At 41.8% G+C, this 25,437-nt stretch carries 17 protein-coding genes; 5 read left to right on the top strand and 12 right to left on the bottom strand.

Annotated elements, in window-relative coordinates; all coding sequences use genetic code 11:
- Window positions 1-484 precede the first annotated feature (484 nt).
- Both HUW48_RS22785 and HUW48_RS22780 read right to left on the bottom strand, forming a co-directional pair.
- Window positions 485-3,433, bottom strand: a complete 2,949-nt coding sequence (locus tag HUW48_RS22785) for a T9SS type A sorting domain-containing protein (RefSeq protein ID WP_182413120.1) — start codon at window positions 3,431-3,433, stop codon at window positions 485-487.
- Between the two features lie 502 nt (window positions 3,434-3,935).
- The gene (locus tag HUW48_RS22780; protein ID WP_182413119.1) at window positions 3,936-4,901 is read right to left on the bottom strand and encodes a YihY/virulence factor BrkB family protein; all 966 of its coding nucleotides are present in this window, start codon (window positions 4,899-4,901) and stop codon (window positions 3,936-3,938) included.
- 362 nt (window positions 4,902-5,263) lie between these two features.
- Here HUW48_RS22780 and HUW48_RS22775 point away from each other — a divergent pair, with 362 nt between their 5' ends.
- Complete coding sequence (locus tag HUW48_RS22775; protein WP_182413118.1) at window positions 5,264-6,019, top strand: hypothetical protein; 756 nt, start codon at window positions 5,264-5,266, stop codon at window positions 6,017-6,019.
- 168 nt (window positions 6,020-6,187) lie between these two features.
- The gene (locus HUW48_RS22770; protein WP_182413117.1) at window positions 6,188-7,009 is read left to right on the top strand and encodes a cyanophycinase; all 822 of its coding nucleotides are present in this window, start codon (window positions 6,188-6,190) and stop codon (window positions 7,007-7,009) included.
- A 185-nt stretch (window positions 7,010-7,194) separates the two neighbouring features.
- Here HUW48_RS22770 and def read toward each other — a convergent pair whose 3' ends face one another.
- Both def and HUW48_RS22760 read right to left on the bottom strand, forming a co-directional pair.
- Window positions 7,195-7,764 (bottom strand): peptide deformylase, encoded by a 570-nt coding sequence (def, locus tag HUW48_RS22765; protein WP_220463960.1) that lies wholly within the window; start codon window positions 7,762-7,764, stop codon window positions 7,195-7,197.
- Between the two features lie 382 nt (window positions 7,765-8,146).
- Complete coding sequence (locus HUW48_RS22760) at window positions 8,147-9,391, bottom strand: PQQ-dependent sugar dehydrogenase (RefSeq protein ID WP_246343587.1); 1,245 nt, start codon at window positions 9,389-9,391, stop codon at window positions 8,147-8,149.
- 410 nt (window positions 9,392-9,801) lie between these two features.
- Between HUW48_RS22760 and HUW48_RS22755 the strand changes: the two genes are divergently transcribed.
- Window positions 9,802-10,773: an aldo/keto reductase gene (locus HUW48_RS22755; protein WP_182413115.1), complete on the top strand. Its 972-nt coding sequence runs from the start codon at window positions 9,802-9,804 to the stop codon at window positions 10,771-10,773.
- On the top strand, window positions 10,774-11,604 hold the full coding sequence (locus HUW48_RS22750; RefSeq protein ID WP_182413114.1) for a helix-turn-helix domain-containing protein: 831 nt from the start codon (window positions 10,774-10,776) through the stop codon (window positions 11,602-11,604). It begins immediately after the preceding gene.
- Window positions 11,605-11,747: 143 nt separating this feature from the next.
- Here the strand turns inward: HUW48_RS22750 and HUW48_RS22745 are convergent, their stop codons facing one another.
- Window positions 11,748-12,383, bottom strand: a complete 636-nt coding sequence (locus tag HUW48_RS22745) for a response regulator transcription factor (RefSeq protein WP_182413113.1) — start codon at window positions 12,381-12,383, stop codon at window positions 11,748-11,750.
- On the bottom strand, window positions 12,380-15,220 hold the full coding sequence (locus tag HUW48_RS22740) for a ligand-binding sensor domain-containing protein (RefSeq protein WP_182413112.1): 2,841 nt from the start codon (window positions 15,218-15,220) through the stop codon (window positions 12,380-12,382). Before HUW48_RS22740 ends, HUW48_RS22745 begins: the two co-directional genes overlap by 4 nt.
- Before the next feature lie 187 nt (window positions 15,221-15,407).
- On the opposite strand from HUW48_RS22740, the gene HUW48_RS22735 reads away from it, so the two are divergent.
- Window positions 15,408-16,523 carry a serine hydrolase domain-containing protein gene (locus tag HUW48_RS22735; RefSeq protein WP_182413111.1) on the top strand — a complete coding sequence of 372 codons (1,116 nt, stop codon included), beginning with the start codon at window positions 15,408-15,410 and terminating at the stop codon, window positions 16,521-16,523.
- 82 nt (window positions 16,524-16,605) lie between these two features.
- Here the strand turns inward: HUW48_RS22735 and leuD are convergent, their stop codons facing one another.
- From leuD to thrA, 6 genes are all read right to left on the bottom strand, one after another.
- Complete coding sequence (gene leuD, locus HUW48_RS22730) at window positions 16,606-17,232, bottom strand: 3-isopropylmalate dehydratase small subunit (RefSeq protein WP_182413110.1); 627 nt, start codon at window positions 17,230-17,232, stop codon at window positions 16,606-16,608.
- A gap of 10 nt (window positions 17,233-17,242) precedes the next feature.
- Window positions 17,243-18,655: a 3-isopropylmalate dehydratase large subunit gene (leuC, locus tag HUW48_RS22725; protein WP_182413109.1), complete on the bottom strand. Its 1,413-nt coding sequence runs from the start codon at window positions 18,653-18,655 to the stop codon at window positions 17,243-17,245.
- Window positions 18,656-18,663: 8 nt separating this feature from the next.
- Entirely contained in the window at window positions 18,664-19,848 is a 1,185-nt protein-coding gene (locus HUW48_RS22720; RefSeq protein WP_182413108.1) for a 2-isopropylmalate synthase, read from the bottom strand.
- A gap of 538 nt (window positions 19,849-20,386) precedes the next feature.
- Entirely contained in the window at window positions 20,387-21,688 is a 1,302-nt protein-coding gene (gene thrC, locus HUW48_RS22715; protein WP_182413107.1) for a threonine synthase, read from the bottom strand.
- A gap of 150 nt (window positions 21,689-21,838) precedes the next feature.
- Window positions 21,839-22,771, bottom strand: coding sequence for a homoserine kinase (locus HUW48_RS22710; protein WP_182413106.1), 933 nt, complete (start codon window positions 22,769-22,771; stop codon window positions 21,839-21,841).
- Between the two features lie 95 nt (window positions 22,772-22,866).
- A complete protein-coding gene (gene thrA, locus HUW48_RS22705; RefSeq protein WP_182413105.1) occupies window positions 22,867-25,311 on the bottom strand; it encodes a bifunctional aspartate kinase/homoserine dehydrogenase I in 2,445 nt (814 codons plus the stop codon).
- Window positions 25,312-25,437 lie beyond the last annotated feature (126 nt).

Raw genomic sequence — 25,437 nt, 5'->3', positions numbered from 1 at the left:
GCGGCTTGGTAATAATTAACCGTTTAGCAAAAAACAGAGTAATGATGTAAAAGAGCTATTTTCAAAGAAAAGAAAGTAAAAAACAAACTCTTGTAAGGAGCAAATAAAGTAATTTTAATAATTCAGATTGAAGACTTTATAAGAATCAGGGTTCCAGCTAAATGACCCAACTTAAGTGGATTTGGTTGCAAGCAGCGAAGAATAAATTTTTAAGCTATAGACTTCTAATTAAAGTGCTTGAGCTAGCTTATTAAAATCGTTTACACAAGTTTCAAAGCGAAAAAGCTGATTCAGGATAAGCGATGATTGAGAAGTAACTGTTACTTTTAAATATTTGATTTTAATTTACTTTGATAATCAGACGTCTTAAAAGCCAATTTTTGTAATACTTACAAAGTAAAGCATGACCTGAAATTTAGTAAATAACAAAGCTGCCAACCAGATTTCTGGTTGGCAGCTTTGTTTTATTGGTTAGTTTACTAATTTATTTTAATATAAAAGGTGTCCGGATAACGCCATTAGGAGTAACCACTTGTAAAATCATGTATCCGCGCGGTAAACGAGCTACTGATACGGTTATATCTAAATCTTTAACTGAACTAACTACCTGTTCTTGTCCCACTTTGCGGCCTGCAGCATCGTAAAAAGTTATAGTTATTTGTCCAGTACCAATGTTACTGCCTTTTATTTTTAAATCAGTAGTAGCTGGGTTAGGATAGGCCGTAAGCGCCGTAATAGGTTTTAATTCTTCTAGTGTTTCTTCACTAATACCTTGGCTATCCGAAGTTGCGGAAGCACAGCTACCAACAGCTACTACTACGGTATATTCACCCGCTTTTGTAACAGTATAGGTTTTACCAGTAGCCTTGGCAATAGCTTCGCCGTTATAATACCATTGGTTGTTGGTATCGCTGCTGGAAGTAAGCACATTGCCATTTACGGTAATTTGCGGCTTCGTTGGACTTACGCAAAAAGTGCGTTCCACTGCAGGAGCCGCTTCGTAATCTTCGTTGCCCGGTTGAGTAGCTTTTACTTTAACTTCTCCGGGTCCGGTAATTACTAAAGTAGTACCTTCCAAGGTGGCCGGGCCAGAAATTACTTCTAACTTTACCTCTAAACCGGATGAAGCAGTAGCCGTGATAGGGAAAGGGCCACTTTGTTCCGTTTTGCTTTCAATTACGGGCATGTTGATTGTTTGAGAAGCTTTAGCCGAAAGCATGGCAATACGGGTACGGCCTTTACCGGCAATCATGGTAAAGTATCCGCCTAATAACAAACGATTATCCGGTAATAGAGCCAAGGTATTTACTTCGCGGTTGGTTCCAACGTTACCTTTTACCCGCGGATCAAAGGTAGGATCCAGGCTGCCATTCGCTTTTAAACGGGCTACCCGATTTCGAACCATTCCAGCTATTTCGGTAAACGTACCCCCTACCATTATGCGGCCATCTGACCGAAGAAATACCGTATAGATAGCATTGTTCGGGCCAGAGCCAGTGTTAAAACTAGCATCCAGGGAGCCATCGGTATTTAAACGAGCAATGCTTTTTTTACTCTCTCCGTTAAAGTTAGAGAATAATCCGGCAAAAAGAATTTTACCATCCGGTTGTTGTACCAGTACTTTAACTGCACCATCTGGACCAACACCTGAATAAAAATCTATATCCAGGCGGCCATCCGAAAAAAGACGCGCCAAGTATTTGCGGCCAATATTATTTACTCTGGTAAAAGTACCGCCAATAACAATTCTGCCTTCCGAGTCAACAAGAAGAGCTGTAATAGCATTATTTACTCCGGTAGCATATTTAAAAGTTTCGTCCAGAGATCCATCGGCATTTAAGCGGGCAATCCGCGAACGGGCCTGATCATTTACTTTCGAGAAATTACCCCCGATTAAAATTTTTCCATCTGGTTGTACTGCCACTGCTTCAATTACGGCATCTACTTTGGGTGAAAATGTTTTATCAAAGCTACCGTCGGCATTATAGCGGGCAATATAGGAATAACTGCTATCGTCGTTAACGGCGATAAAGTTGCCCGCTACTAAAACTTTGCCATCCGTTTGTAGGGCTAAAGCATTAACGAAATCGTTGGGCCCAATACCTGTATTAAAAGAACGGTCTAAAGTACCGCCCGCATTTAAACGGGCCACAAAGTTGCGGGAGAAGCCCGTTACCGTAGCAAAGTTACCGCCAATCAGCACTTTTCCATCCGGCTGAACTAATAGGGCTTTTACTTTACTGCGATTACCTTTGCCAATATTGTACTGGGTATTAAGCTTTCCGGTGGAGGTTACCTGCACTATATTCTGACATTCTACATCCGAATAAGATGTAAAGCTACCCGCAGCGGCAATGTTGCCATCCGGGAACAGAGCTAAAGTAACGATTTTGCCATCAGCGCCTGTACCTGGGGTAAAGCTCGCATCTATAGTACCATCTGAATTTAAGCGGGCAATATGCTGACTAGATATATTGTTAACAGTAGTAAATTCGCCGGCCAGCACTATTTTACCATCGGGTTGCTGCAGTAAGTAGTTCACTACACCATCGGCACCGCTTCCTTGATTAAATTCTGCATCTAAGCTACCATCGGCATTCAGGCGGGCGAAATAACGTTGTGGATGTCCTTTTACCGAAACAAAATCTCCGGCAATAAGCACTTTGCCGTCTGGCTGTAAAACTACTTTATCTAGTTTAGTAGTAGCATCTGAGCTTACTTCCATGCCTACATCAAAACTAGCATCCAGGCTTCCATCGGTGTTAAGGCGAGCAATCCGAACCCGGCTAATTTTGTTTACCGCCGTAAATGAACCACCAATTATTATTCTACCGTCTGGCTGTACCGCAACCGTATTTACCGTATTGTTTACCCCGTAACCCGGATTAAAAGAAGTATCGATGGTACCATCTGGGTTAAGGCGGGCGATTTTACTTAAGTAAAAACCGGTGGTTGTGGTAAAATACCCACCTACTATTATTTTGCCGTCGGCTTGCAGTTCAATGGCATTAATGTAATTATCGGGACCGGTGCCAATGGAAAAATTATTAGAAGCTGCTTGACCCGTGTTAAAAGTAGTATCTAAGCTGCCATTTTTATTCAATCGGGCTATTTTGTTTTGAAGTTTACCATTGTATTCGGTAAACATTCCTCCAATTAAAACTTTACCGTCGGGTTGTAAGGCAATTGCGTAAATATTATCATTAACGCTGGTACCCGGATTAAAACTTAAATCTAAACTGCCATCCGCATTTAAACGAGCCAAAGATTTGCGGCTGGAACCATCTACTACAGTAAAATCGCCGGAAATAATAAGTTTACGATCAGCAGGTTGCAACGCACTGGCTAATATTTGCCCATCCATTTCATACTTGCTGTATACCGATGGTTTATAATTAGGGTCTACATTTTGGGCTTGAAGGTTAGGTACCAAGATTTGAAGGAAACAAAAGAAACTAACCAGCCTTACTAGTGTAGAGTAACTCGGGTTGTTAAAAAAATGTAGAGGTTTAGATAACATAGGCTAAAACGAATAAGTATTTGTATTGGGTAGAAGAGCTGTTATTTATTAGGGTAAAACTTATATCAAGTGTTATAATCTTTATTTAACAGGTAATTTATTCTTAGGAAACCTGTTTAAAACAAGAATAATCATGCCAATTATTATTAAATTATTATATTTTAAGATTTTTATATAATAGATTTTATATAAAGGTATAAATGACCTATAAGGAGCATATTAGCCCCTCACAACATTGCTCTGAATTTTAATTTTAAATGAGAACATTAAGGCGGGTTTTGAGATAGTAATGATGGTTTATTGGTAAAACCAGAGCTTTACTATCTTTTCATAAGCTAGATAGGCCTAAAAAATAAAAAGGCAAACCTGGGTATACAGGTTTGCCTTTTTGGTGAGAATAATTTTTATTCTTCGCTTAATCTTTACGAAAACGACCTTGAGCGGGTGGTCGGCCAGCTTGGCTTTCGGGGCTATCTTCGTGGGTTACTTCCCGCCACTCAACTTCTACTGCGTGCGATTTCGGGCGTACTCTTTCTCCGAACCGATTGGCGTATTCCTGGGTAAATTCGGCCCCAAAAAAGATGATCAGCGAAGAATAGTAAATCCAGACTAAGATAATAATTACAGAACCCGCCGCGCCATAAGCCGAACCAACATTACTGTTTCCTAAATAGAAGCCAATAAGATACTTACCTAATACAAAAAGTACTGCCGTTAAAAATGAGCCTATCCAAACATCTTTCCAGCGAATGACGGCATCCGGTAAATACTTAAAAGTAAATGCAAACAAGCAGGTAATAAAACCAGTAGAAAAAGCAATATCTACCAACTGCATTATAATAACGGCTACATCCGGAAGGAACCTGGTTAAGATATCCATCATAATAGTCAGGACTGCGCTTATTACAAAAGAAATTAGCATAAGGATAGATATACTTATAATTAATCCAAAAGATAAGAACCGGTCCTTTACTACTTTCATAAAATTGTTTTTAGGCTTGGCTTTTACGTTCCAAATAGTATTAAGCGAATCCTGTAGGGTTATAAAAAAAGTAGTAGCCGTAAAAATAAGGGCGGCAATTCCAACCCAGCCCATAATTCCTTTTGCATCGTTGTGATTGATATTATCTACCATTTTCTGCACTTCAGCCGCGCCGTCTTTGCCAATCATACCTTGAATTTGGAGGGCCAATTTACTCGACCAATCCACGTCGCCTAAAAAAGTGCTGGCAGCCGTAATAATAATGAGCAATAAAGGCGGAAGCGCGAAAATAGTATTATAAGAAAGGGCTGCGGCCAAACGGAAAGAATTGTTCTCCATGAACTCCGAGACTGAATGTTTGCAAATATCCAGTACATCTTTAAAAGTATATTTTGCCATTTTTTTACGTAAATTCTTAAAATTAAAGAGTTAGGCAAGGGTTTCAACCGTCCTGATTTTAATTTAATCAAAATCCATTTAGTTGATTCTTTTATCCTTAAAACGGATTGTTTGCTCTGTTAAAGCCTTGCCTTATCTTTGCCCCCTTACGCAAGCCGAACGGCTCAGGTTAATTTTTGTTTGGTAATTGTTAAAAGGGAGAGTTTTATTTTAAGCATTTAAGCATTATAAATGCCCGAATTCATTACAAGTGGAGGTAATAAATAGATGATTATAAAAGAGGGAGGAAACGGATGTCTTATTTATTATTCTTTTTCTATCTTTAATCAGTTAAATTTTCTGAAATCATATTCTGGAACTATATGCTTCGCAAATCTATCAACTGGATTTACATTCTTGGGTTACTCTTTTTACTACCTGGCTTTATACGGGCACAAAATTCTAATAATGGTTCCGATGAACAGGCGCTAGCCCTTGCAGATAAAGTAATCAAGAATATGGGTGGTATGAAAAACTGGAACAATACCCGGTATATTGCCTGGAGCTGGCGCGATCAGTACCACATCTGGGATAAATACGAAAATAAATTCCGCTATGAAAAAGATACCTTAGTGGTTATTTCAGATTTAAATACTAAACAAGGAACCGTTTACAGCAAAGGTAAAGTACTGGCTGATGAAGCAAAGCGTCAGGAAATACTAAATAAGCAATATGCCGTTTGGGCAAACAACTCTTACTGGTTTCTTATGCCGTTTAAGCTCCGCGATAATGGGGTAACCCTTAAATATAAAGGCGAAGGAAAAACCCAGACCGGGGCTGATGCCGATTTAATAGAGCTTACTTTTCAAAACGTGGGCGTTACTCCAAATAACCGTTACATTATAGCAATAGACAAAAAAGCGGGCTTAGTTACCGAGTGGTCTTATTTTAAGAATGCTTCCGACGAAAAGCCAGGATTTACCCGACCGTGGACAGATTACCAGAAATACGGTAAAATTCTAATTTCTTCCGGCCGCGGCGACGAAAAAATGAATATGAAAGATATTGTAGTGAGCCAGAATATAAACAGCGATCTTTTTAATAGTCCTACTCCGGTGAATAAAGCATTAGTAAAATAATTTGGAATTTGCCAGGAGTACACTAGTTCCTAATTTCTAACCGCTATTATATTGCTGCAAAATAACTAGTATTTAGAATTACTATTTATCGGGCTATAATTTACTATTAAGGATAACCTGTTATATCTGGAACGAGTATGCAAAGAGAGTTTCTTTGAAAAATAGCCTATGACAAAACCAAAAGGTACTTTAATTGCGCTCGGTGGTGGCGACGACGATGGCTTGCTGCAACTCATCCGGGCCGACTATTGCCACGCCAGTTCAGTAGTAGAAGTAATTACTACCGCCGCTCCTTCGCCTCAGGAATCGGGAGAAGCTTATCAGGAAGCATTTGTAGAGTTGGGTTTAAAAAGTGCCCACGTAATGCACATTGATGAAGATAACAGCGCCGATAAACCAGAGTATTTAGAGCGAATCCGGCGGGCCGATGTTTTCTTTTTTACCGGAGGGGACCAGCGCCGCATAAACCGTTTTTTACTCGATACCGAGGTGCAACGATTGATGCAGCAGCGTTACCGCGAAGAAGAAATAGTAATTGCCGGTACCAGCGCTGGTGCCAGTGCTATTTCAAATCGTATGATTTACGAAGGTTATGGTTCTAACTCCTTAGTAAAAGGAGAAACCAAAACTTGCTCCGGCTTGTCGTTCGTGCAAAAAGTGTACATAGATTCTCATTTTACCGAGCGGGGCCGCTTCGGTAGGTTGGCTGTAGCTATTGCCAAATGGCCCAATTATATAGGTATTGGTTTAGGCGAGGAGACCGGAGTTATTATAAAAGAAGGCGATTTAGTAGAAGTATTCGGACCCGGCGTGGTAACGATTATTGATGGCAGTAAGATAGAATACTGTAATATTGATGAAGTGGCGTATGGTTCGCCTATTGCGGTAGAGCATTTGGTAATGCACTTGCTCGTAGAAGGGCACCGCTATTGTTTATCCGATAGAAGATTAAAAACAATACTTCAGCAGGTTACTGACCCCAATAATTAAAAAAGTAAATTTAAAGTAGGTGTAGGGTTAGGATGAATTTTTTATTTGGTAATTCCGGAAGAACTTAATCAAAACAATGTGCCAAAAGAAAGATGCTTCTTGCTATTATTTTTTAGGTTCTGGTAAGTTCTTCCGGAGAATAGAATTTACGCTAGCTAATAAGATGTTTTAGCTAGCGTAAGTATCTAAAGCTTTTTACTGTTGTAAAAGCGCATTACGTAATCAGCATCTACGTCACCCTTGCTTATTTTGGTAAGTTTGCTTTTCAACAGGCGTTTGCGGAAACCTGATAAATGATCCGTAAATAAAACTCCTTCAATGTGGTCGTATTCGTGCTGAATAATGCGGGCCACCATGCCGTCAAACGTTTTTTCGTGCTGGTTCCAATCTTCGTCGAAATACCGGATAATTACATTTGCGGGCCGGATAACATCTTCCCGTATGCCCGGAATACTTAAGCAACCTTCTTCAAAAGCCCATTCGTCGCCGTTTTCTTCTAAAATTTGAGGATTAATAAAAGCTTGTTTTACAGCTAACTTCTTCTTCTCTTCATCTTCTTCGAACGGTGCCGAATCAATCACAAACAAACGAAGACCTTTACTAATTTGGGGGGCTGCTAGTCCTACACCGTGCGCATGATACATGGTATCATACATATCAGTTACTAATTTTTTTAGATCCGGGTAATTATCTGTAAGCTCTTTGGTTTTAGACCGTAAAATCGGGTCACCGTAGGCAGTAATAGGGTATATCATATTAAAAAATGCTTTCTGAAATCTAATTCGCTGAGTAAAGGAAAGCATTCCTGACCAAAATAAAGTTCTGTTAAAAATCTTTTAAAACTATCGGGAATGCTGCCGGCAAAATTAAGAAGAAAATTAAACAAGTCTTACTTTGCTTCTAGCTGGGTATTCAAAAAACGTTAAATTGACTTAAATATTACTATAATAAAGCTAGTGATACGCTCTTTAATGTTTACGGCAGTAGAAAAAGAGCAATCAACGATTAAACAAACAAACTTCTTTATATGACAAAGACGAGTTTAATAAAATTGACCTGACCATTATTTTAATGGGTTTGGGTGCACTTCAAGGGGGCTAGGTTAGATTGTAGTTTTGTAATAAATAGTAAATTGATTTATTGCTTGGAAGTAAACTTATAGATTTTACCGCTCGAATAACCCAAAATATAAAGTCCTTGTTGGCTGTCTTCCCCGAAAGATGAAATATTATCGGCTGCTTTGGTTATTAATTCATTTGTAACGGTCTGGTTTCCGTTAAAAGTTAAAGCCCAGATATTACCTGATACGTAATCACCGTAAATATATTTGCCTTCTAAACCAGTTAGATTTTTATCGTGGCTCACGTAACCTCCGGTTATAGACCGACCGTTTTCGGTGTTTTGCGGATAACTCCAAATAGGTTCTTCCAGGCCAGTTAAATCGCAATTCGCCGTTCCAAAGCAAGTATTTCCTTCCCGGATTTTCCAGCCATAATTGCTGCCCTTTTTGATAATAGAAATTTCTTCTATGTTGCCCTGACCTACGTCGCCAGCCCATAAAGTGCCCGTTGGCCGGTCGAAGCTAAAGCGCCAGGGATTCCGTAAGCCATAAGCGTAAATTTCTTCCCGGAAACCCTCGGTGTTGCCTTTATAAGGATTATCGGTGGGGATGGCGTAAGACAAATTGCCAGATGGAGCATTTACATCAATTCTTAAAATTTTACCTAAAAGCTTTTGTAGGTTTTGGGCGTTGTTTTGTGGATCGCCGCCACTACCGCCGTCTCCGGAAGCAATATACAAGTATCCATCGTTGCCAAATGCGAGCTTACCACCGTTGTGGTTGCTATATGGTTGGGCGTAGGTTAGCAATATCTGTTCGCTGTTAGGATCAGCTACATTAGGCTCAGCAGCACTTACTTTAAATCGGGAAATAACCGTTGTTAGCGGATTACCCCGGGTGTAGTTCACGTAGAAGTAGCCGTTAGTTTTGTAATCCGGATGAAAAGCTAACCCTAATAAGCCCAGCTCACCGCCAGTAGCCACTTTCGGGCTTAAGTTCAGAAATACCGGAGCTTCCGAAGCCGTAGTTAGGTTAGGGAATACGTGAATTTTACCGTTCTGCGCTACCACAAAAATCCGGTTAGTGCCATCATCAGGGCTGGTTAACTCCACGGGTTTATCAAACTTTAAAGCAGGAAAAGCTTCGGTAAGCGTATAATCAGTAATAGCCGGAGGATTTACGTTCGGGTCAGGAGTGGGAGTGGTGTTATCATCCGATTTTTCTTTGTCGCAACTAGTTATAAATAAAAATAAAATCAAGCTGAAAAGTAAGCGCAACTGCTTCATGGCTTTCTGGTAAAAATTTAAACAAGTTTTATTCAAGCACGGTAATTTTTAAACGCGGATAAAACTCGGATATTTTGCCTGGGTTTAACCGCCTTTGCCACTACTACACATTTTAAAACAAAGGCTTATTTTTTGAATCGTGTAGCAGCAGTAATATAATAACACAGAATAAACGAATTAGCGAAAGGTATGGTTTGCGGGCGCTGACCGAAGAAGTAACGGATGTGAACTTTACCGTTAGATTGCCACTTTGTTTATTGCTATTTTACCGATTAGAAGAAGCATCAATTTGCCTAAAGGGAATTCTATCAGAAAACAGTCTTTTTTGATAGTAAAATCAAATCTATAAGTTATAAATTAAAATAATAATTGTGGTGAGCCGTACAGGCAAAGCATTTGAGCCATAGAAGAAACATCTAACTGGTTTGAATGTTGATCTTTGCATTATGAAAAACATCACAAAAATTCAGTTGGGCCTAAATGGTCCTTTCGTATCTAAGCTTGGTTTAGGCTGTATGCGTATGTCTTCTATCTGGGGCGGTTCTACACCCGACGAAACAGAAAGTATTGCTACAATTCATGAAGCATTGGATAGTGGTATTAATTTTTTGAACACCGGAGACTTTTATGGTGCTGGTCATAATGAGATGCTGATAGGCAAAGCCATTAAAGGCAGGAGAGACGATGCCTTTATTAGCGTAAAATTTGGCGCTATCTTTCACAACGGTCAGTGGCTGGGAATGGATCTGCGCCCCATCGCCATCAAGAATTTTATAAATTATTCTCTCATCCGTTTGGGTGTTGATACCATTGACCTCTACCAGCCTAGCCGGATGGATAACAGCGTGCCGGTAGAAGACATTATTGGAACAGTTGCCGACCTGATTAAAGAAGGAAAAGTTCGTTACATTGGCGTATCGGAAATTACCGCTAACCAACTTCGTAAAGCCAATGCTATTCATCCTATAAGTGCGTTGGAAATTGGTTACTCACTGGCCGACCGCCAGATAGAAAGCGAACTGCTGCCAACAGCAAAGGAGCTAGGCATCGGCATAGTGGCCTTCGCTAATACTGCTGAAGGCTTATTGACCAGCGACATGAAAGTACCGCTTGCCGAAAACGATTATCGTAACCATTTCTCTCGTTTTCAAGGTGAAAACTTAATGCATAACTTGGAAAAAGTTAAAATTTTAAAGCAGATTGCCAGCAACAAAGGTTATACGCCCACACAAATTGCAATTGCCTGGGTAAAGGAGCAAGGCAATCAAATTATGCCTTTAGTTAGTATGAGTCGCCGGTCTCGCTTGCCGGAAAACATGGCAGCGATGGATATTGTATTTACGCCGGAGGAAATGAACACCTTAAACACTACTTTTGCCACAGGCGCTATACTTGGCAGCACTTACTTACAACGCTAAATGACCAGTCCCGCAGAAATTCTCCCCGGCGTAATTTTCTATTCGTACCTCTCAGCCGAGCGTAGGGAGAAAGTATGTTTTTGGAACAATCCTACCTTGATACTGCAGGTTTCAGGACAGTTTACCCTAGAAACCTCCGAGCAAAAAATTTCGATGGCTGGGATGGCTGGGAGAGAAATGCTGCTGATTGGCAAAAATCAGTTGGGTACGCTTACTAAAACACCGCTGCCCGGAGGGAATTATGAAACCATTGTGATATCCCTGCAGGAAGACTTGTTACGCAAGATAGCGTTAGAAGAAAAGTTGCAGGCAGACGGCAAATATATTGGTCCGCCTAACGTCTTAATTCCAACTAACGAATTTCTGCAGGGATATTTTCAATCTATTGTACCATACGCCCGAAGCTCAGGAGCAGCTATGACAGACGAAATGGGAATTCTGAAAGTAAAAGAAGGGGTTAAACTGCTATTGCTTGCTTTGCCCGGGCTTCGCAACTTCCTGTTCGACTTTTCAGAACCTTACAAGATTGACCTGAAAAAGTTTATGCTCAGTAACTTTCATTTTAATGTTCCTGTTGAGAAATTTGCACAGCTAACTGGTCGCAGCCTGGCGGGTTTTAAACGTGATTTTCAAAAAACGTTCGGTTCACCACCCCGTCGTTGGTTGCAGGATAAGCGGTTGACTACAGCAAAATATCTTATTGAGATTAAGCACCAGAAACCCTCTGCCATTTATTTAGATCTGGGCTTTGAAAGCCAGGCTCACTTCTCGCATTCTTTTAAGAAAAAATTCGGCAAGGTGCCTAGCGAGCTGACGTTTATTTCTCCTTAACCATCATTTGGGTTAAGGAAAAGCGCATTTATATTAAGCCTTCATTTAGTAAAATAGAAAGCGGCTTAAGATTGGAATTCTGGATATAACCAGTAATTGCCTTAATGCGCTTCTTAGGATGCACATAATGGGGAGCAAATAGATTACAGAATATTATCTTTAAAAGCTTTGGCTACCGCTTCGGTTTTAGAGTTTACCTGCAATTTTTCGTAAATTTTTTTTACGTGGGTGCGTACTGTTTCCAGGGAAATAAACAGTTGCGCGGCCACCATTTTGTAGCTGTAGCCATTTACGAGCCAGTGTAAAACTTCTTTTTCGCGGTCGCTTAACTGGTAGTAGTTTGTTTCTTTGGCGGGTGGCTGATAGGCAAATAATTGCAAAACTTGCCGGGCCACAGAAGAGGTCATGGGAGCGCCGCCTTCGTAAACATCGCGCACCGATTCCAGGAGCTTAGCGGGAGGTGTTTTTTTTAATAAATAGCCATCGGCGCCTGCTTGCATGGCGTGCAATACATTTTCGTTATCATCAAAAACAGTTAGCATTACCACTTTTACCCGTTCATGATGGCTCCGGATGAGTTTTAAACCGGCAATTCCCCCCATGCCGGGCATGTCAATGTCCATGAGAATAACATCGGGCTGATATTGTTCTATCTGATTGATTATATGGTTACAGTTCGGAAAAGCGGCCAGAACCGTAAAACCCTCGGTGCCATTAAAAAGCATGGAAAGCCCTTCGCGGAGGGGAGCATTGTCTTCGTAGAGCAAAATCTTAATCATACTCTTGTAGGTTTAAAATTAATACCGGAAAGCGGAACCGCCAGAGCAATAGTGGTGCCTTGACTCATTCCTGATTTAATATTGATGTGACCGTTTCTGTTTTGGGCCCGTTTCTGCATATTCAATAATCCGTTACCGGAATTCGCAGTTGACACATCAAATCCCTGCCCATTATCTTTTATTTTTAAAAAAAATATATTTGCTGTAACGCTTAGATTAATCCAAACCTGAGAACATTGCGCGTATTTGGCTATGTTGTTCAACGCTTCTTTAAAAATCATAAAACAATCGTAGCGCAGTTCCAGGGGTAAACGCGTAGTGTTTAAAGCTGCGTCGGTTTCGATGGAAAACGCGATGTTTTTTGCTTCTAAAAGTTCCGTAGCCACTTCGCGCATGCGGGCTGTCAGGTTTTGCAGCGAATCGTTATGGGGGTTAATCGACCAGACAATATCATCCATGGTAGTCATCATCTGGTGCGAGTAATCGCTTATTTTGTTCAGATAATTCTGCGTAACAGCAGGATTGGTCAGGACTTGCTGCTTCGCCATATCCGAGAAAATAGTAATAGTACTCAGGGTAGAGCCCATATCGTCGTGCAAATCGCGGGCAATACGGGTGCGTACCTGTTGCAAAGCTAGTAGCCGGTTAATGCGTAGTTTATATATCCCGAACCCTAGGGCAGCCAGCAATAAAAGAATCAGACAGATAAACCACCAGGTTTTCCAGAAAGGCTGGGCAATTACCAGCGGAAATGAGGTGACCTGCCGGGAAAGAGTGCCATCCGACAAGCGGGCTCTTACTTTAAATTGATATGTTCCGCCATTAAGATTTGTGTAACTGGCAAAGCGGTTGGAGCCGGCATTCCGCCAAGCAGGGTCAACGCCTTGCAGCTGGTATTCGTAGCTAATTTTGCCATCGTCGTAGTAATTTAAAGCAGCAAATTCAATGGTAAAAAAGTTTTGATTGTAGGTTAAATGCAATCCATCTTTTCGCAAAGTTGATTCTTTTACCGGTAGGTTCCGGTCAAAAATCCGGAAGCCGGTTATGCTTACATCCGGGGGGAGTTCTATATTATTTAAACTATCTGGATGGAAATAATAAAATCCCTGCAAGGTGCCTAATAACAGGCGGCCATCGCGTAATTGGTAGCCCGTATTAAATGCGTACGATTCATTTACTAAGCCATCACGTATTCCGTAACCAGTGGCCGTTTTGGTTTGCAGGTTCCAACGGTTTAAACTGAATTGGGTAGTCAGAAATAAATATTTATCAGAAGCTTTAATTAAGTTAAGAACAGCGTTAGCGGGTAAACCATTGGCGGTGGTGAGGTAAGTAACGTTATTGTTTTTAAAATTTAAATAATGGAGTCCTTGGTTGGTAGAGATAACGAGCGTAGAATCGTTTAACCAAATCATTTCGCCGGTTTCGTTGCTAAGTAAGCCGTGGGGCCTGGTAGCAGTGGTATAATGGTCCATTACTTTGCCGGTAAGGGCATTTAACCGAAATACTCCGTTTAACGAAGTGGCTATCCACAGCGAACCATCCTGCCCCAACAGAATACGTTTAATCTGACCTATGTCCGCTCCTCCTGTTTGATTTTTTAGATTTAAAGGAGTCATTTGGTTGGTAGTGGGGTTATGGCGAATTAATAAACCGGTATTGGTTCCCCACCAGATAATGCCGGAAGAATCTAAAGCAGCTTTTACCATTACCTGATTTTTTAATAAAGGAAATCTGAAGGGCTTGGCAGAAATACCTGCATTTTTAATTTGTAACAACATGCCATTGCCACCCGCCCAAACCTGGTGTCGGCGGTCTTCTATTACGCACGAAGCCTGCTGGATAAAGCCTTTCGGAGATGGTTGATACGTGCGGAGTAGTTTAAATTGTTGATTATAGACCCGCAAACCCTTATTAACCGAGCTTACCCAGATTTCGCCGGTAATAGTTTCCAGAAATCCGGAAACCGCATCTGATTCCGGAGTATTTTTCTCGGAATCAAATGCGGTAGTAACCGTAAAAAACCGCTGTTTTTCGGGATTAAAATAATAAATACCTTTATCGGTACCTAGCCAGATAGTGCCTTCCTTATTTTGCGTAATACTGTAAATGTGGTTATAAATTAAGGAATAACGAGCCAAATTGCCCGGGGGCACACGTTGGAAAGTAGCCGTTCCGGCGTATTGCACCCAAAATTGCTCCGCCCCAGCCCACGTATTGCCTTGTTTGTCTTTATAAAAGTTATACTGTTCGTTACCGGGCAAAGAAACGGCATTGTTTACGGGTGCCGGGGTGCAAAATAAATTGTGCTCTGTGGCAGTAACCGGCAGAAAAGCTTGTTTGGCGGAGTTAAATATAGCCCTAGCTGACCCATCCTGGGAACTAAGGAGCAGGTTACTGTTGCATTCCTGAAGTTGCCATTGCCGGGGCAAGCCGTTGGTTTTAAACTGGGCTAAAACCGGAATCCGGGTAAACGTATTCTGGCCAGGAGAAAAACGAGTAATGCTGGTGGGAGAAACAATCCAGATATTTCCTTTAGTGTCCTGCAGTAAGGCTTCTATAATATCCGAACCTAAACTATTGGGATTATGTGACTGGTGCCGGTAATGCGTAAACTTACGGCCATCGTAGCGTTGCAAACCATTATCGGTGCCGAACCACATGTACCCTTCCCGGTCTTGCAATATAGCCAGTACAATACTGCTGGCTAGTCCATCTTCCCGGTCGAGGTGCTGGTATACATACGAACGGGATTGCGCACTTACTCCCCTGAAATTTGCAAAGAGAATTCCCGCTACCGCAATCGTCCAAATAAAAGTTGTTTTAAATTTTTGCATACCAATAGGTTACTACCAAAGATAACACATCCGCTATACCTTTAAAATGCCCGAACTGTAATATCACCCTTTTATGGGATACGCCTACTTTTAAGCTATTTAAATTCACCCTTATATGCGATTGATGTTGCAGGTGCAAATGCGCCATCTTTGTGGTGTACCTCGTATCATACATCTATCCGAAAAAATGAAAAATTTAAAAAAACTGAGTTGCCTGCTAGTATTAGCTTTATTTGTAACAACTGGCGCCATGGCCCAGAAAAACTTTAAAAAAGAAGCCGACGCGTTTGTGCGTGATATTATGCAACGCGAGCATATTCCGGGTTTGGCTTATGCCGTGGTAAAAGACGGGAAAATTATTCAACAAGGACAGTATGGTTTTGCCAACCTCTCCTGGAAGGCACCAGTTGATCCCGAAACCGTTTTTCAGACGGCCTCCTGCAGTAAATTATTTGCAGCCTTGTTACTGGGTAAACTATTTGATGAGAAGATTTTGCTGCCTGACCAGACTTTGGGGCAACTACTTGATTCTATTCCGTATTACTGGCAGCCCATCACTATTAAACAACTAGCCGCTCACCAGTCAGGCATTTGGATTGGGGATTTTTCTAAAGCCAAAACCACCAAAGAAGCTTTTGAACTAGCCAAAAAACAAGAAATGACCTATGAGCCGGGCACTAAATCATTCTATGTAAGTTCGGATTATTGGATTTTGCAATACATCATTGAAAAAAGACTAAAGAAACCGTACTATGAAGTGCTGAAAACCTATGTGCTCGACCCTTTAGGCATGCAGCATACCTTTGTTAACAACAACGACGATAGCTTTATCCGGATGCACGCCGTTTTGCCGAAAGAAGCTGCTGTGTACTCCTGGCAAAAGACAGATTATAAAGTAAGCGACATGCAGTTTGGCAGTACCGGCTATACCGCGGGTGGCGTATATACCTCTATTCTGGATTTAGCCAAGATAGCCCAGACTCTGGACGAAGGAAAATTTTTAACTCCGGCTACTCAGAATTTAGTACTAAACAATGTGCCGCTTAAAGCCGGCGGCAAAGGTGATTTCGGGATTGGTTTTGCTTCGGAGATGTACCAGGGTCATAAATTATCCGGCCACAGTGGTGGACCCGCTTTAGCCGATTACGTGCGGTTCGATGACCAGAAGCTCACTTTTATAGTGCTCACCAACCAACGCGGCTTTCATCCTTATCTGGCAAAAACACTGGCTACTTTTTATGTTCCCGGCCTGAAAAATCCGGAACTGCCACCTAATTACCCGATATCTTTGAGTAAGAAGTAAAAACAGAGAAGCCCGGTTTATTTAAACCGGGCTTCTCTGTTTTATTAATGTAAGTCTAAATACTAATAATTTATAGCTAAATCTATGCCTCCGCTTCCTGCTTTAAATCTACCAGACTTAGGTATTTGCTGGTTTTCTCGTAAGTTTCAATTTGGTCTTTCAAGCTTAGCAAGTAATCAATATCGTCGTAGCCGTTTATTAAGCAGGTTTTTTTGTATTGATTAATATCAAATTTTTCTACTAAGTCAGTGCCGGCAATACGCACGGTTTGTTCTTCCAGGTTAACTTCTAATGCGGTGTTTCTATCGGCAAAAATATGCGCAAAAATAGTTGCTAAAAACTCTTCGGATACCTGCACCGGCAGCAAGCCATTGTTTAAGGCATTCCCTTTAAAAATATCGGCAAAAAAGCTCGAAATAACTACTTTAAAACCATAATCGTTAATAGCCCAGGCCGCGTGTTCCCGACTGGAGCCACAACCAAAGTTTTTACCGGCTACTAAAACTTTACCGCTGTACTGCGGATTGTTCAGTACAAACTCTGGTTTGGGGTTATTTTGGTTGTCGTAGCGCCAATCGCGAAATAAGTTGTCGCCAAAACCTTCGCGGGTAGTTGCTTTTAGGAACCGGGCCGGAATAATCTGGTCGGTATCAATATCTTCAATCGGTAAAGGAACCGCGCTCGATGTTATTTTTTTAAATTTTTCCATTTTGGTACACTTAAATTAACTCCCGAACATCCGTTATTTTGCCCGCAATAGCCGTAGCTGCCGCAGTTAACGGACTAGCCAACAAAGTACGGGCACCCGGTCCCTGGCGGCCTTCAAAATTCCGGTTAGACGTAGAAATACAGTATTCACCTTTGGGAACTTTATCTTCGTTCATGCCGAGGCAAGCGGAGCAACCAGGTTCTCGCAATTCAAAACCGGCTTCCCGGAAAATCTGGTCAATGCCTTCTTCGCGGGCTTGTTGTTCTACTTGTTTAGATCCCGGTACAATCAAAGCGTTGATATTGGGTGCTTTGTGCTTGCCTTTTACAAACTGAGCTACCAGGCGTAAGTCCTCGATGCGGGAGTTGGTGCAGGAACCAATAAACACGTAATTGATTTCCTTGCCCAATAATTGTTCGCCCGGATGAAGACCCATATAAGCTAAAGATTTATCGAAAGAAGCTTTATTACTTTCTTCTTTAATATCGGCCAGGGTTGGTACCGTTTCGTCGATTTTAATGCCCATACCTGGATTGGTACCGTAGGTAATCATGGGGGCAATATCGGCGGCATCGTAGGTGAATTCTACATCAAAAGCAGCACCTTCGTCAGTGAAGAGTGTACGCCAATAAGCAACAGCTTCTTCAAATTTGGCACCCTTCGGCGCAAATTCCCGACCCCGGATATATTCAAAAGTAGTATCGTCAGGAGCTATTAAACCACCACGGGCACCCATTTCGATGCTCATGTTGCAGATGGTCATGCGGGCTTCCATGCTTAAGCTGCGAATAGCCGAACCAGCATATTCTACAAAATAGCCGGTAGCACCACCCATGGTTAACTTCGAAATAATGTACAGAATAATATCTTTCGATAATACCCCGTTAGCCAGTTCCCCCTCGATGTTAATGCGCATGGTTTTAGGCCGGTTTTGCATTAAGCATTGAGTAGCTAAAACCTGCTCTACTTCGCTGGTACCTATACCAAAGGCAATAGTACCAAAAGCACCGTGCGTAGAAGTGTGGCTATCGCCGCATACCATGGTCATGCCGGGCAGCGTGATGCCTAACTCGGGCCCGATTACGTGCACAATCCCTTGAAAAGGATGGCCTAAACCGTACAGATTTACGCCAAACTTTGCGCAATTCTCAGTAAGTTTATCTACCTGAAATTTACTCAGCGGCTCCGAAATAGGTAAATGCTGATTAATGGTAGGTACGTTATGGTCGGCAGTAGCCACAGTATTCTGTGTCCGGAATACCCCAATACCTCTTTTTTCCAGACCGGCAAAAGCTTGCGGGCTAGTTACTTCATGTACTAAATGCCGGTCGATGTATAATACATCCGGACCGTCCGGAATGCTGGTTACCACGTGGGCATCCCAGATTTTTTGAAATAAGGTTTTTTTATCGGAACTACTCATTTGTAAAATTAGCTGTTGGTTTTAACAGCGGCTTGCTCCCGTTTAGTTTCTAATTTTTGAAAAAGCACCGTTAAATGCTCGTCCTGAATAACTTTTAATTCATCGGCCATTACCAGGTATTCCGGGTAAATTTCGTCGATGTCTTCTTTAGTAACAAAATAGCCTAAGCTTTCCAGGCGATGTTTTAAAGCGGCCCGGCCACTGCGCGCCGTTAACACAATCGAAGAATCAGCTACCCCTACATCGTGCGGATCAATTACTTCGTACGTTTCGCGGTGCTTCAGGAAGCCATCCTGGTGAATACCAGAAGAGTGCGCAAAAGCATTATCGCCCACAATGGCTTTGTTTGGTTGTACGCGCATGCGCATTAACCGCGATACCAAACGACTGGTAGGGTAAATCCGCGGCGTGTTGATCCGGTTGTTTAATTCCAGTTCTTTGTGGCTTTTCATAATCATAACCACTTCCTCTAAGGAGGTATTACCGGCCCGTTCGCCAATGCCGTTAATGGTACATTCAATCTGGCGGGCACCATTAATAACCCCAGCAATGGAGTTTGCGGTAGCCAAGCCTAAATCGTTGTGGCAATGCACCGAGATAATGGCTTGATCAATATTTTTTACGTTTTCTTTTAAATATTTAATTTTAGCGCCGTATTCCCAGGGCAAGCAATAGCCGGTAGTATCTGGTATATTTACAACGGTAGCTCCAGCCGCAATTACTTCTTCAATCATTTTAGCCAGGAACGGCAAATCGGCCCGGCCGGCATCTTCGGCGTAAAACTCAATGTCTTCTACAAATTGCTTCGCGTATTTTACGGCGTAAACACCCCGTGCCAGTACATCCTCGCGGGTAGAATTAAATTTGTACTGAATGTGCATATCCGAAGCACCAATGCCGGTATGGATGCGTTTGCGTTTCGCATATTTTAGCGATTCTACGGCGCAATCAATGTCTTCTTTTTTGGCCCGGGTTAGCGCGCAAATTATTGGCTCCGAAACTGCCTTTGATATTTCAATAATAGAAGTAAAATCGCCGGGACTGGAGATCGGAAAACCAGCTTCGATAATATCTACGCCTAGTTCTTCCAGTGCTTTTGCTACTTCAATTTTTTCTTTGGTGTTTAATTGGCAGCCGGGCACCTGCTCGCCGTCGCGTAACGTCGTGTCAAAAATATGGACCTTGTCGCTCATGGTAGAAAATGATTAAATATATTCAAAACAACAGAAGCTGGCACGTTGCCAGACTTTACCTGCCGATCCGGAAATCTCCGGTTACGTCAGTAATTTATACTGCAGAAAACAAAATAATATCTGATTTAAGTTTTCTGCTAGATTCAATTATACTACTTTATTCTTCTAAAATCGCAGAAAATTAAAAAAATAAAGCCGTTCAATAAAGATGCAGAAATTATTTAAAAATATCCAAGCCTAAGTATTAAAAATAATTTTGTTCGTGTTAATCGTTGAAAAATTTAAATTTAATGGCTTAATCATTGCAATTTCTTTAAAAGAAAAAAAACAGATTTTTACGCAATAGTTTAAACGTACTTGGCAGAAGTCTTAGCTGTAGGTTCCATAACAAGTGCTTATCAGGTAAAGTGCAAAGGGCTAAAAATCTATAAGACTCAATTTTATAAGTGATTTTAGACAAAAATGCCAGTGTCCATAAAGACACTGGCAATGCTGCTCTTATGGCAGATTAGCTTAACCTTGCAAGGATTTTTAAATTTTAAGCCCGGGTCAATAGCCAAGATTTTAGATCGTCGTAACTATGGTTCATGCGGGTAGACTGCTTTGTTTTTTGCATAACTACCTGCAGGTTCTCCGGAATATTTACTTTTTGTCCGATAACGTCTTCTACCACATCCATGAATTTAGCCGGGTGCGCAGTTTCCAGGAATATACCAATTGCTTCCGGATCGGTAGCCAGGTAATCGCGGATAGCGCCGTACCCAATAGCGCCGTGCGGATCTAAAATGTAACCGTGGTTTTCGTATACTTCGCGCATTAGCATTTTAGTTTGTTCATCGGTAAAACGATAACCTACTACGTCTTCGCCCAAAGCATCGCCGGATTGGTTATATAAATCCATGAGACGTACGAAATTACTAGGGTTGCCCACATCCATGGCGTTGGAAATAGTTTGGGTAGAAGGCCGCGGATTAAAATTGCCACTGGTTAAAAACTCCGGTACAATATCGTTTATGTTAGTAGCTGCAATAAATTTAGCTACGGGTAAGCCCATGCGTTTAGCCAATAATCCACCGGTTAAGTTACCAAAATTTCCGCTGGGCGTAGCAAACACTACCCGCTCACTTAAATGTTTTACCTGGGCATAAGCGTGGAAATAGTAAAATGACTGCGGAATAAGCCGGGCAATATTGATGGAGTTAGCCGAAGTTAACTGCATGCGTTGGTTCAACTCCTGGTCGAGAAAAGCTTGTTTGACTAAGCGTTGACAATCGTCGAACGTACCGTCAATTTCTAAAGCCTTGATGTTTTGACCTAAGGTAGTTAATTGCTTTTCCTGAATGTCGCTAACTTTACCATGCGGGTATAGTATTACCACATTAATGCCTGGTACGCCTAAAAAGCCGTTGGCCACCGCACTCCCCGTATCGCCGGAGGTAGCTACCAATATAGTTAATTCCTGATCGCTGCCTTTTACAAAGTGCGCCAGCAACCGGGCCATAAACCGAGCACCTACATCTTTAAACGCCGAAGTTGGTCCGTGAAATAATTCCAAGGTATGGATGCGGCCGTGAACCGGTACCACCGGAATTGGAAAATTCAGGCTTTCTTCTACAATTTCCTGCAGTATGCCTCTTTCAATCTGGCCTCGCAACAGGGTAGCGGCCACATCCAGCGCAATTTCAGGTAATGACTTTTCCTGAATAATCTCAAAATAACTATGCGGTAGTTCCGGAATTTCTAAAGGCATAAAAAGACCGTTATCATCGGCTAAACCTTTAGTTACGGCCTCGCGCAAACTTACGTGCGGGGTTTGCTGGTTGGTACTGTAAAAAGACATGGTTTTAATTTTTAGTCCACGGGCCACAATTGATAGTCCAGGGGGTAATGTTTTATTTGTTTTATTATTTATATTCAGGAAAGCCGTATTTGATTCAGTCTGATTACTTAAAAAGTAAAAGTAAACTATAATTTAATGCCTGTGCATAAATTAAATCACCTTCGGCCCTTGATTATTTACCTTTGATACGTAATCAATGTTATCAATTTCGTAGTGTGTAAAGGCCTTTTTCATGGCGGCGGCAATCTGGTTAGCTTCTTCCGCAGAGCGGCTTAAGGCAAACATGCTGGGCCCCGAACCAGAAATACAACAACCCAAAGCGCCAGCTTCCAAGGCGGCTTCTTTCACGGCATCGTAACCCGGAATCAGAATAGAGCGGATAGGTTCAATTATGGCATCTTCCAGCGACCGTCCGATAAGTGCGTAATCGCCTTTCATTAAACCAGCAATTAAACCGCCTACGTTACCCCATTGCTTAACAGCGTCTTTCAGCGAAATACCCTGACGCAAAATTTTGCGGGCATCTTCGGTTTTTACCTCAATCTGCGGATGAATAATGGTGCAGTATAACTCTTCGGGGTAGGGGATAGAAATAATATCCAAGGGGTCGTAGGAGCGAACTAATACAAAACCGCCTAAGAGGGCAGGGGCTACGTTATCGGCGTGAGCTACGCCGCAAGCGGCTTTTTCGCCCTGCATGGCAAACTGCACCAGATTTTCTTTGCTGATGGGATTACCCAATAATTCATTGGCGGCAAAAACACTAGCGGCTGCACTCGCCGAACTGGAACCAATACCGCTCCCGGGCTTAATTTTCTTGGTAAAAGTAATTTCAAATCCTTGGTCGGAGCCTAAGTGCGATAAATACGCCTGTAACGAAACTACCGCCGTATTTTTGTTTACGTCCGCCGGAAATACGGTGTCCTTCGTTTGATTCAGAACCGAAATGCCCGGACTATCCTTTATACTTACCTGAATTTCATCACCCGGGTTATCGAGCGCAAATCCTAATATATCGAATCCGCAGGCCACGTTTGCAACGGTAGCCGGCGAGAATATTTTTATACTGTTACTATCTTTCATTTTTTTAGTCGATAGACCATAGACGACAGTCCATGGTAATATCTTTTGGTTAAATCCATGATGATGTCCATCAACGATGGACCATGGACTATTTTCTAATTGGCAATCCGAATAATATCAGCGAATACGCCGGCAGCAGTTACTTCTGCTCCGGCACCAGAACCTTTCACAATTAATGGCTGCGTTTTATAACGCTCGGTGGTGAACAGAATAATATTATCAGAACCTGAAACCGAATAAAACGGATGGCTTTTTTCTACTTCGCGTAATTCAATGCGGGCTTTACCATCTTGCCAAGACGCTACTAAGCGGTAACCTTTCCCTTGTTTTTCTACTTCGGCCCGTTGCGCTTCAAAAGTATCTTCGTACGTACGCAGGTTTTGCCAAAACTCATCCATGGCAGAATCCTGTAAGCAGTTAGCTGGTAAGAATGGTTTAATATGCACATCTTCTAATTCCAGATTGTCGCCAGTTTCGCGGGCAAGAATCATAATTTTACGGGCCACATCTTTACCGCTCAGGTCAATGCGCGGATCGGGTTCGGCGTAACCTAAATCCATGGCTTCCTGCACCACCGTACTTAGTTTTTTATCGGCACTTACGGTGTTAAACAAATAATTCATCGTGCCCGAGAAGATTCCTTCAATTTTTAATACGGTATCTCCGCTCCGGATTAAATCGGTGAGGGTGCTAATAATGGGTAAGCCGGCTCCTACGTTGGTTTCATATAAATATTTTACCCCCCGTTTAGCTGCCAGGCTTTTTAATTCTTTGTACGTATGATAATTACTAGAAGCCGCAATTTTATTAGGTGTTACAATAGAAATGCTTCTTTCCAGTAAAAACTTATAAGTGGCAGCTACTTCTGGGTTAGCAGTACAATCTACAAAAATGGCGTTCGGTAAATTTAGCTCGGCTATCCGGTCTGCAAATACTTCAATGTTCGATTCTTGTCCATCATTTTCTAAAGTCTCTTCCCAGTTAGACCACGGAATGCTGGTTTCATTAAATACCGCTTTTTTACTGTTGGTAAGGCCAATCAGCTTTATGTCAATCGCTAAAGTTTTATATAAATTAGGAGCCTGATTTTTAATTTGCTTTAATAAGGTGGCACCCACCGTACCGGTACCCACTACAAATAAATGCAGGGTTTTTATATCCGAAAGGAAGAAGGCTTCGTGTATGGTATTCAACGCTTTTTCTTCGTCTTTCTTCTGGATAACGCAGGAAATATTGAGCTCCGAAGTTCCCTGGGCAATGGCTATAATGTTAATGCCATTCCGGCCTAAAGAACTGAATAATTTACCGGCAATACCTGGTGTATTTCTCATATTTGATCCTACCAGGGCCATAATGGCCAAATCGCTCTGGATATTTACTTTATCTACTATTCCGGCTTGAATTTCTAACTGAAACTCTTGTTCAATAGCTCGTTGCGCCCGGGTAGCATCGCGTTGGTTAATACCAACGCTGATAGCGTGCTCCGACGAAGCTTGGGTAATTAAAATAACGTTTACTTTTTGGGTGGCTAAAGCGCCAAAAAAGCGCATGGCAATACCACTGGCACCCACCATGCCACTACCCGAAATAGTAAGCAAAGTTATATTTTCGATAGATGCAATTCCTTTAACCGGGGCTTCGCTTTGCCGTGGGTTGTGGGTAATTAAGGTTCCGGGTGCATCCGGTTCGAAGGTGTTTTTTAACCGGATCGGAATTTTCTTGCTTAGTGCCGGCTGAATGGTAGGCGGATAAATAATTTTTGCTCCAAAATAGGAGAGTTCCAACGCCTCTTCGTACGATAATTCTTCAATCGGAATAGCATTTTTTACCCGACGTGGGTCAGCGGTCATCATACCGTTTACATCGGTCCAGATTTCCAGGCTAGCCGAATCAAGAGCCGCTGCTACAATAGCAGCCGTATAATCTGAGCCACCCCGACCTAACGTGGTAGTTTCGCCGTGTTCGGTAGTAGCCACAAAACCCGGAATTACTGATATTTCGTCGGTTCCAGTTAAGTATTGTTTAAGGCGGGCATTGGTTACTTCAAACTGTACTTTGGCGTTGCCGTAAGTCCGGTCGCTAACAATAAGCTGGCGGTAATCGGCGGCAAATGCGGGTAACCCATTTTCTTTGAACGCTTCTGCTACCAGGTACGACGATAAACGCTCCCCAAAACTTTGAATAAAATCCAGCGTTTTCAGGCTTAGTTCTTTTACCAGAAATACCCCTTGTAAAATATCTTCGAGTTCGTTGAGTAAAAATTTTACATTAGCAATAATAGCACTTTGGCGCGTAGCGTGAATAAGCTCTTTAACGGTGCTCAGGTGACGATCTTCAATTTTTTTAAGCTCTTGCTTATAAGTCAGGTCGCCTTTTTCGGCTAACCGGCTAATACTAATTAAGCTATCTGTAACGCCACCAAATGCCGAAACTACTACTGCTAATTCATGCACCGAGGAATGTGATTTTACCACTCCTAGTACTTTTAAGATGTTCTCCGGGGTACTTACCGAAGAACCGCCAAATTTTAAAACTATCATGCGAACGTTTATAAAAACTAAAAAAAACTTTAACGCTGCTTTCTACATGGTTAAAGTATAATGGAATAAGGTTGATTTTGCCAGATTTAAAAACCTGAATTTTTTGCGAGGCGAAAGAAACTCGAT

The sequence above is a fragment of the Adhaeribacter radiodurans genome (genome assembly GCF_014075995.1).
GTDB lineage: Bacteria > Bacteroidota > Bacteroidia > Cytophagales > Hymenobacteraceae > Adhaeribacter > Adhaeribacter radiodurans.
The sequence above is the reverse complement of the archived record's forward strand: the minus strand, read 5'-3'. Positions and strand labels throughout refer to the sequence as shown.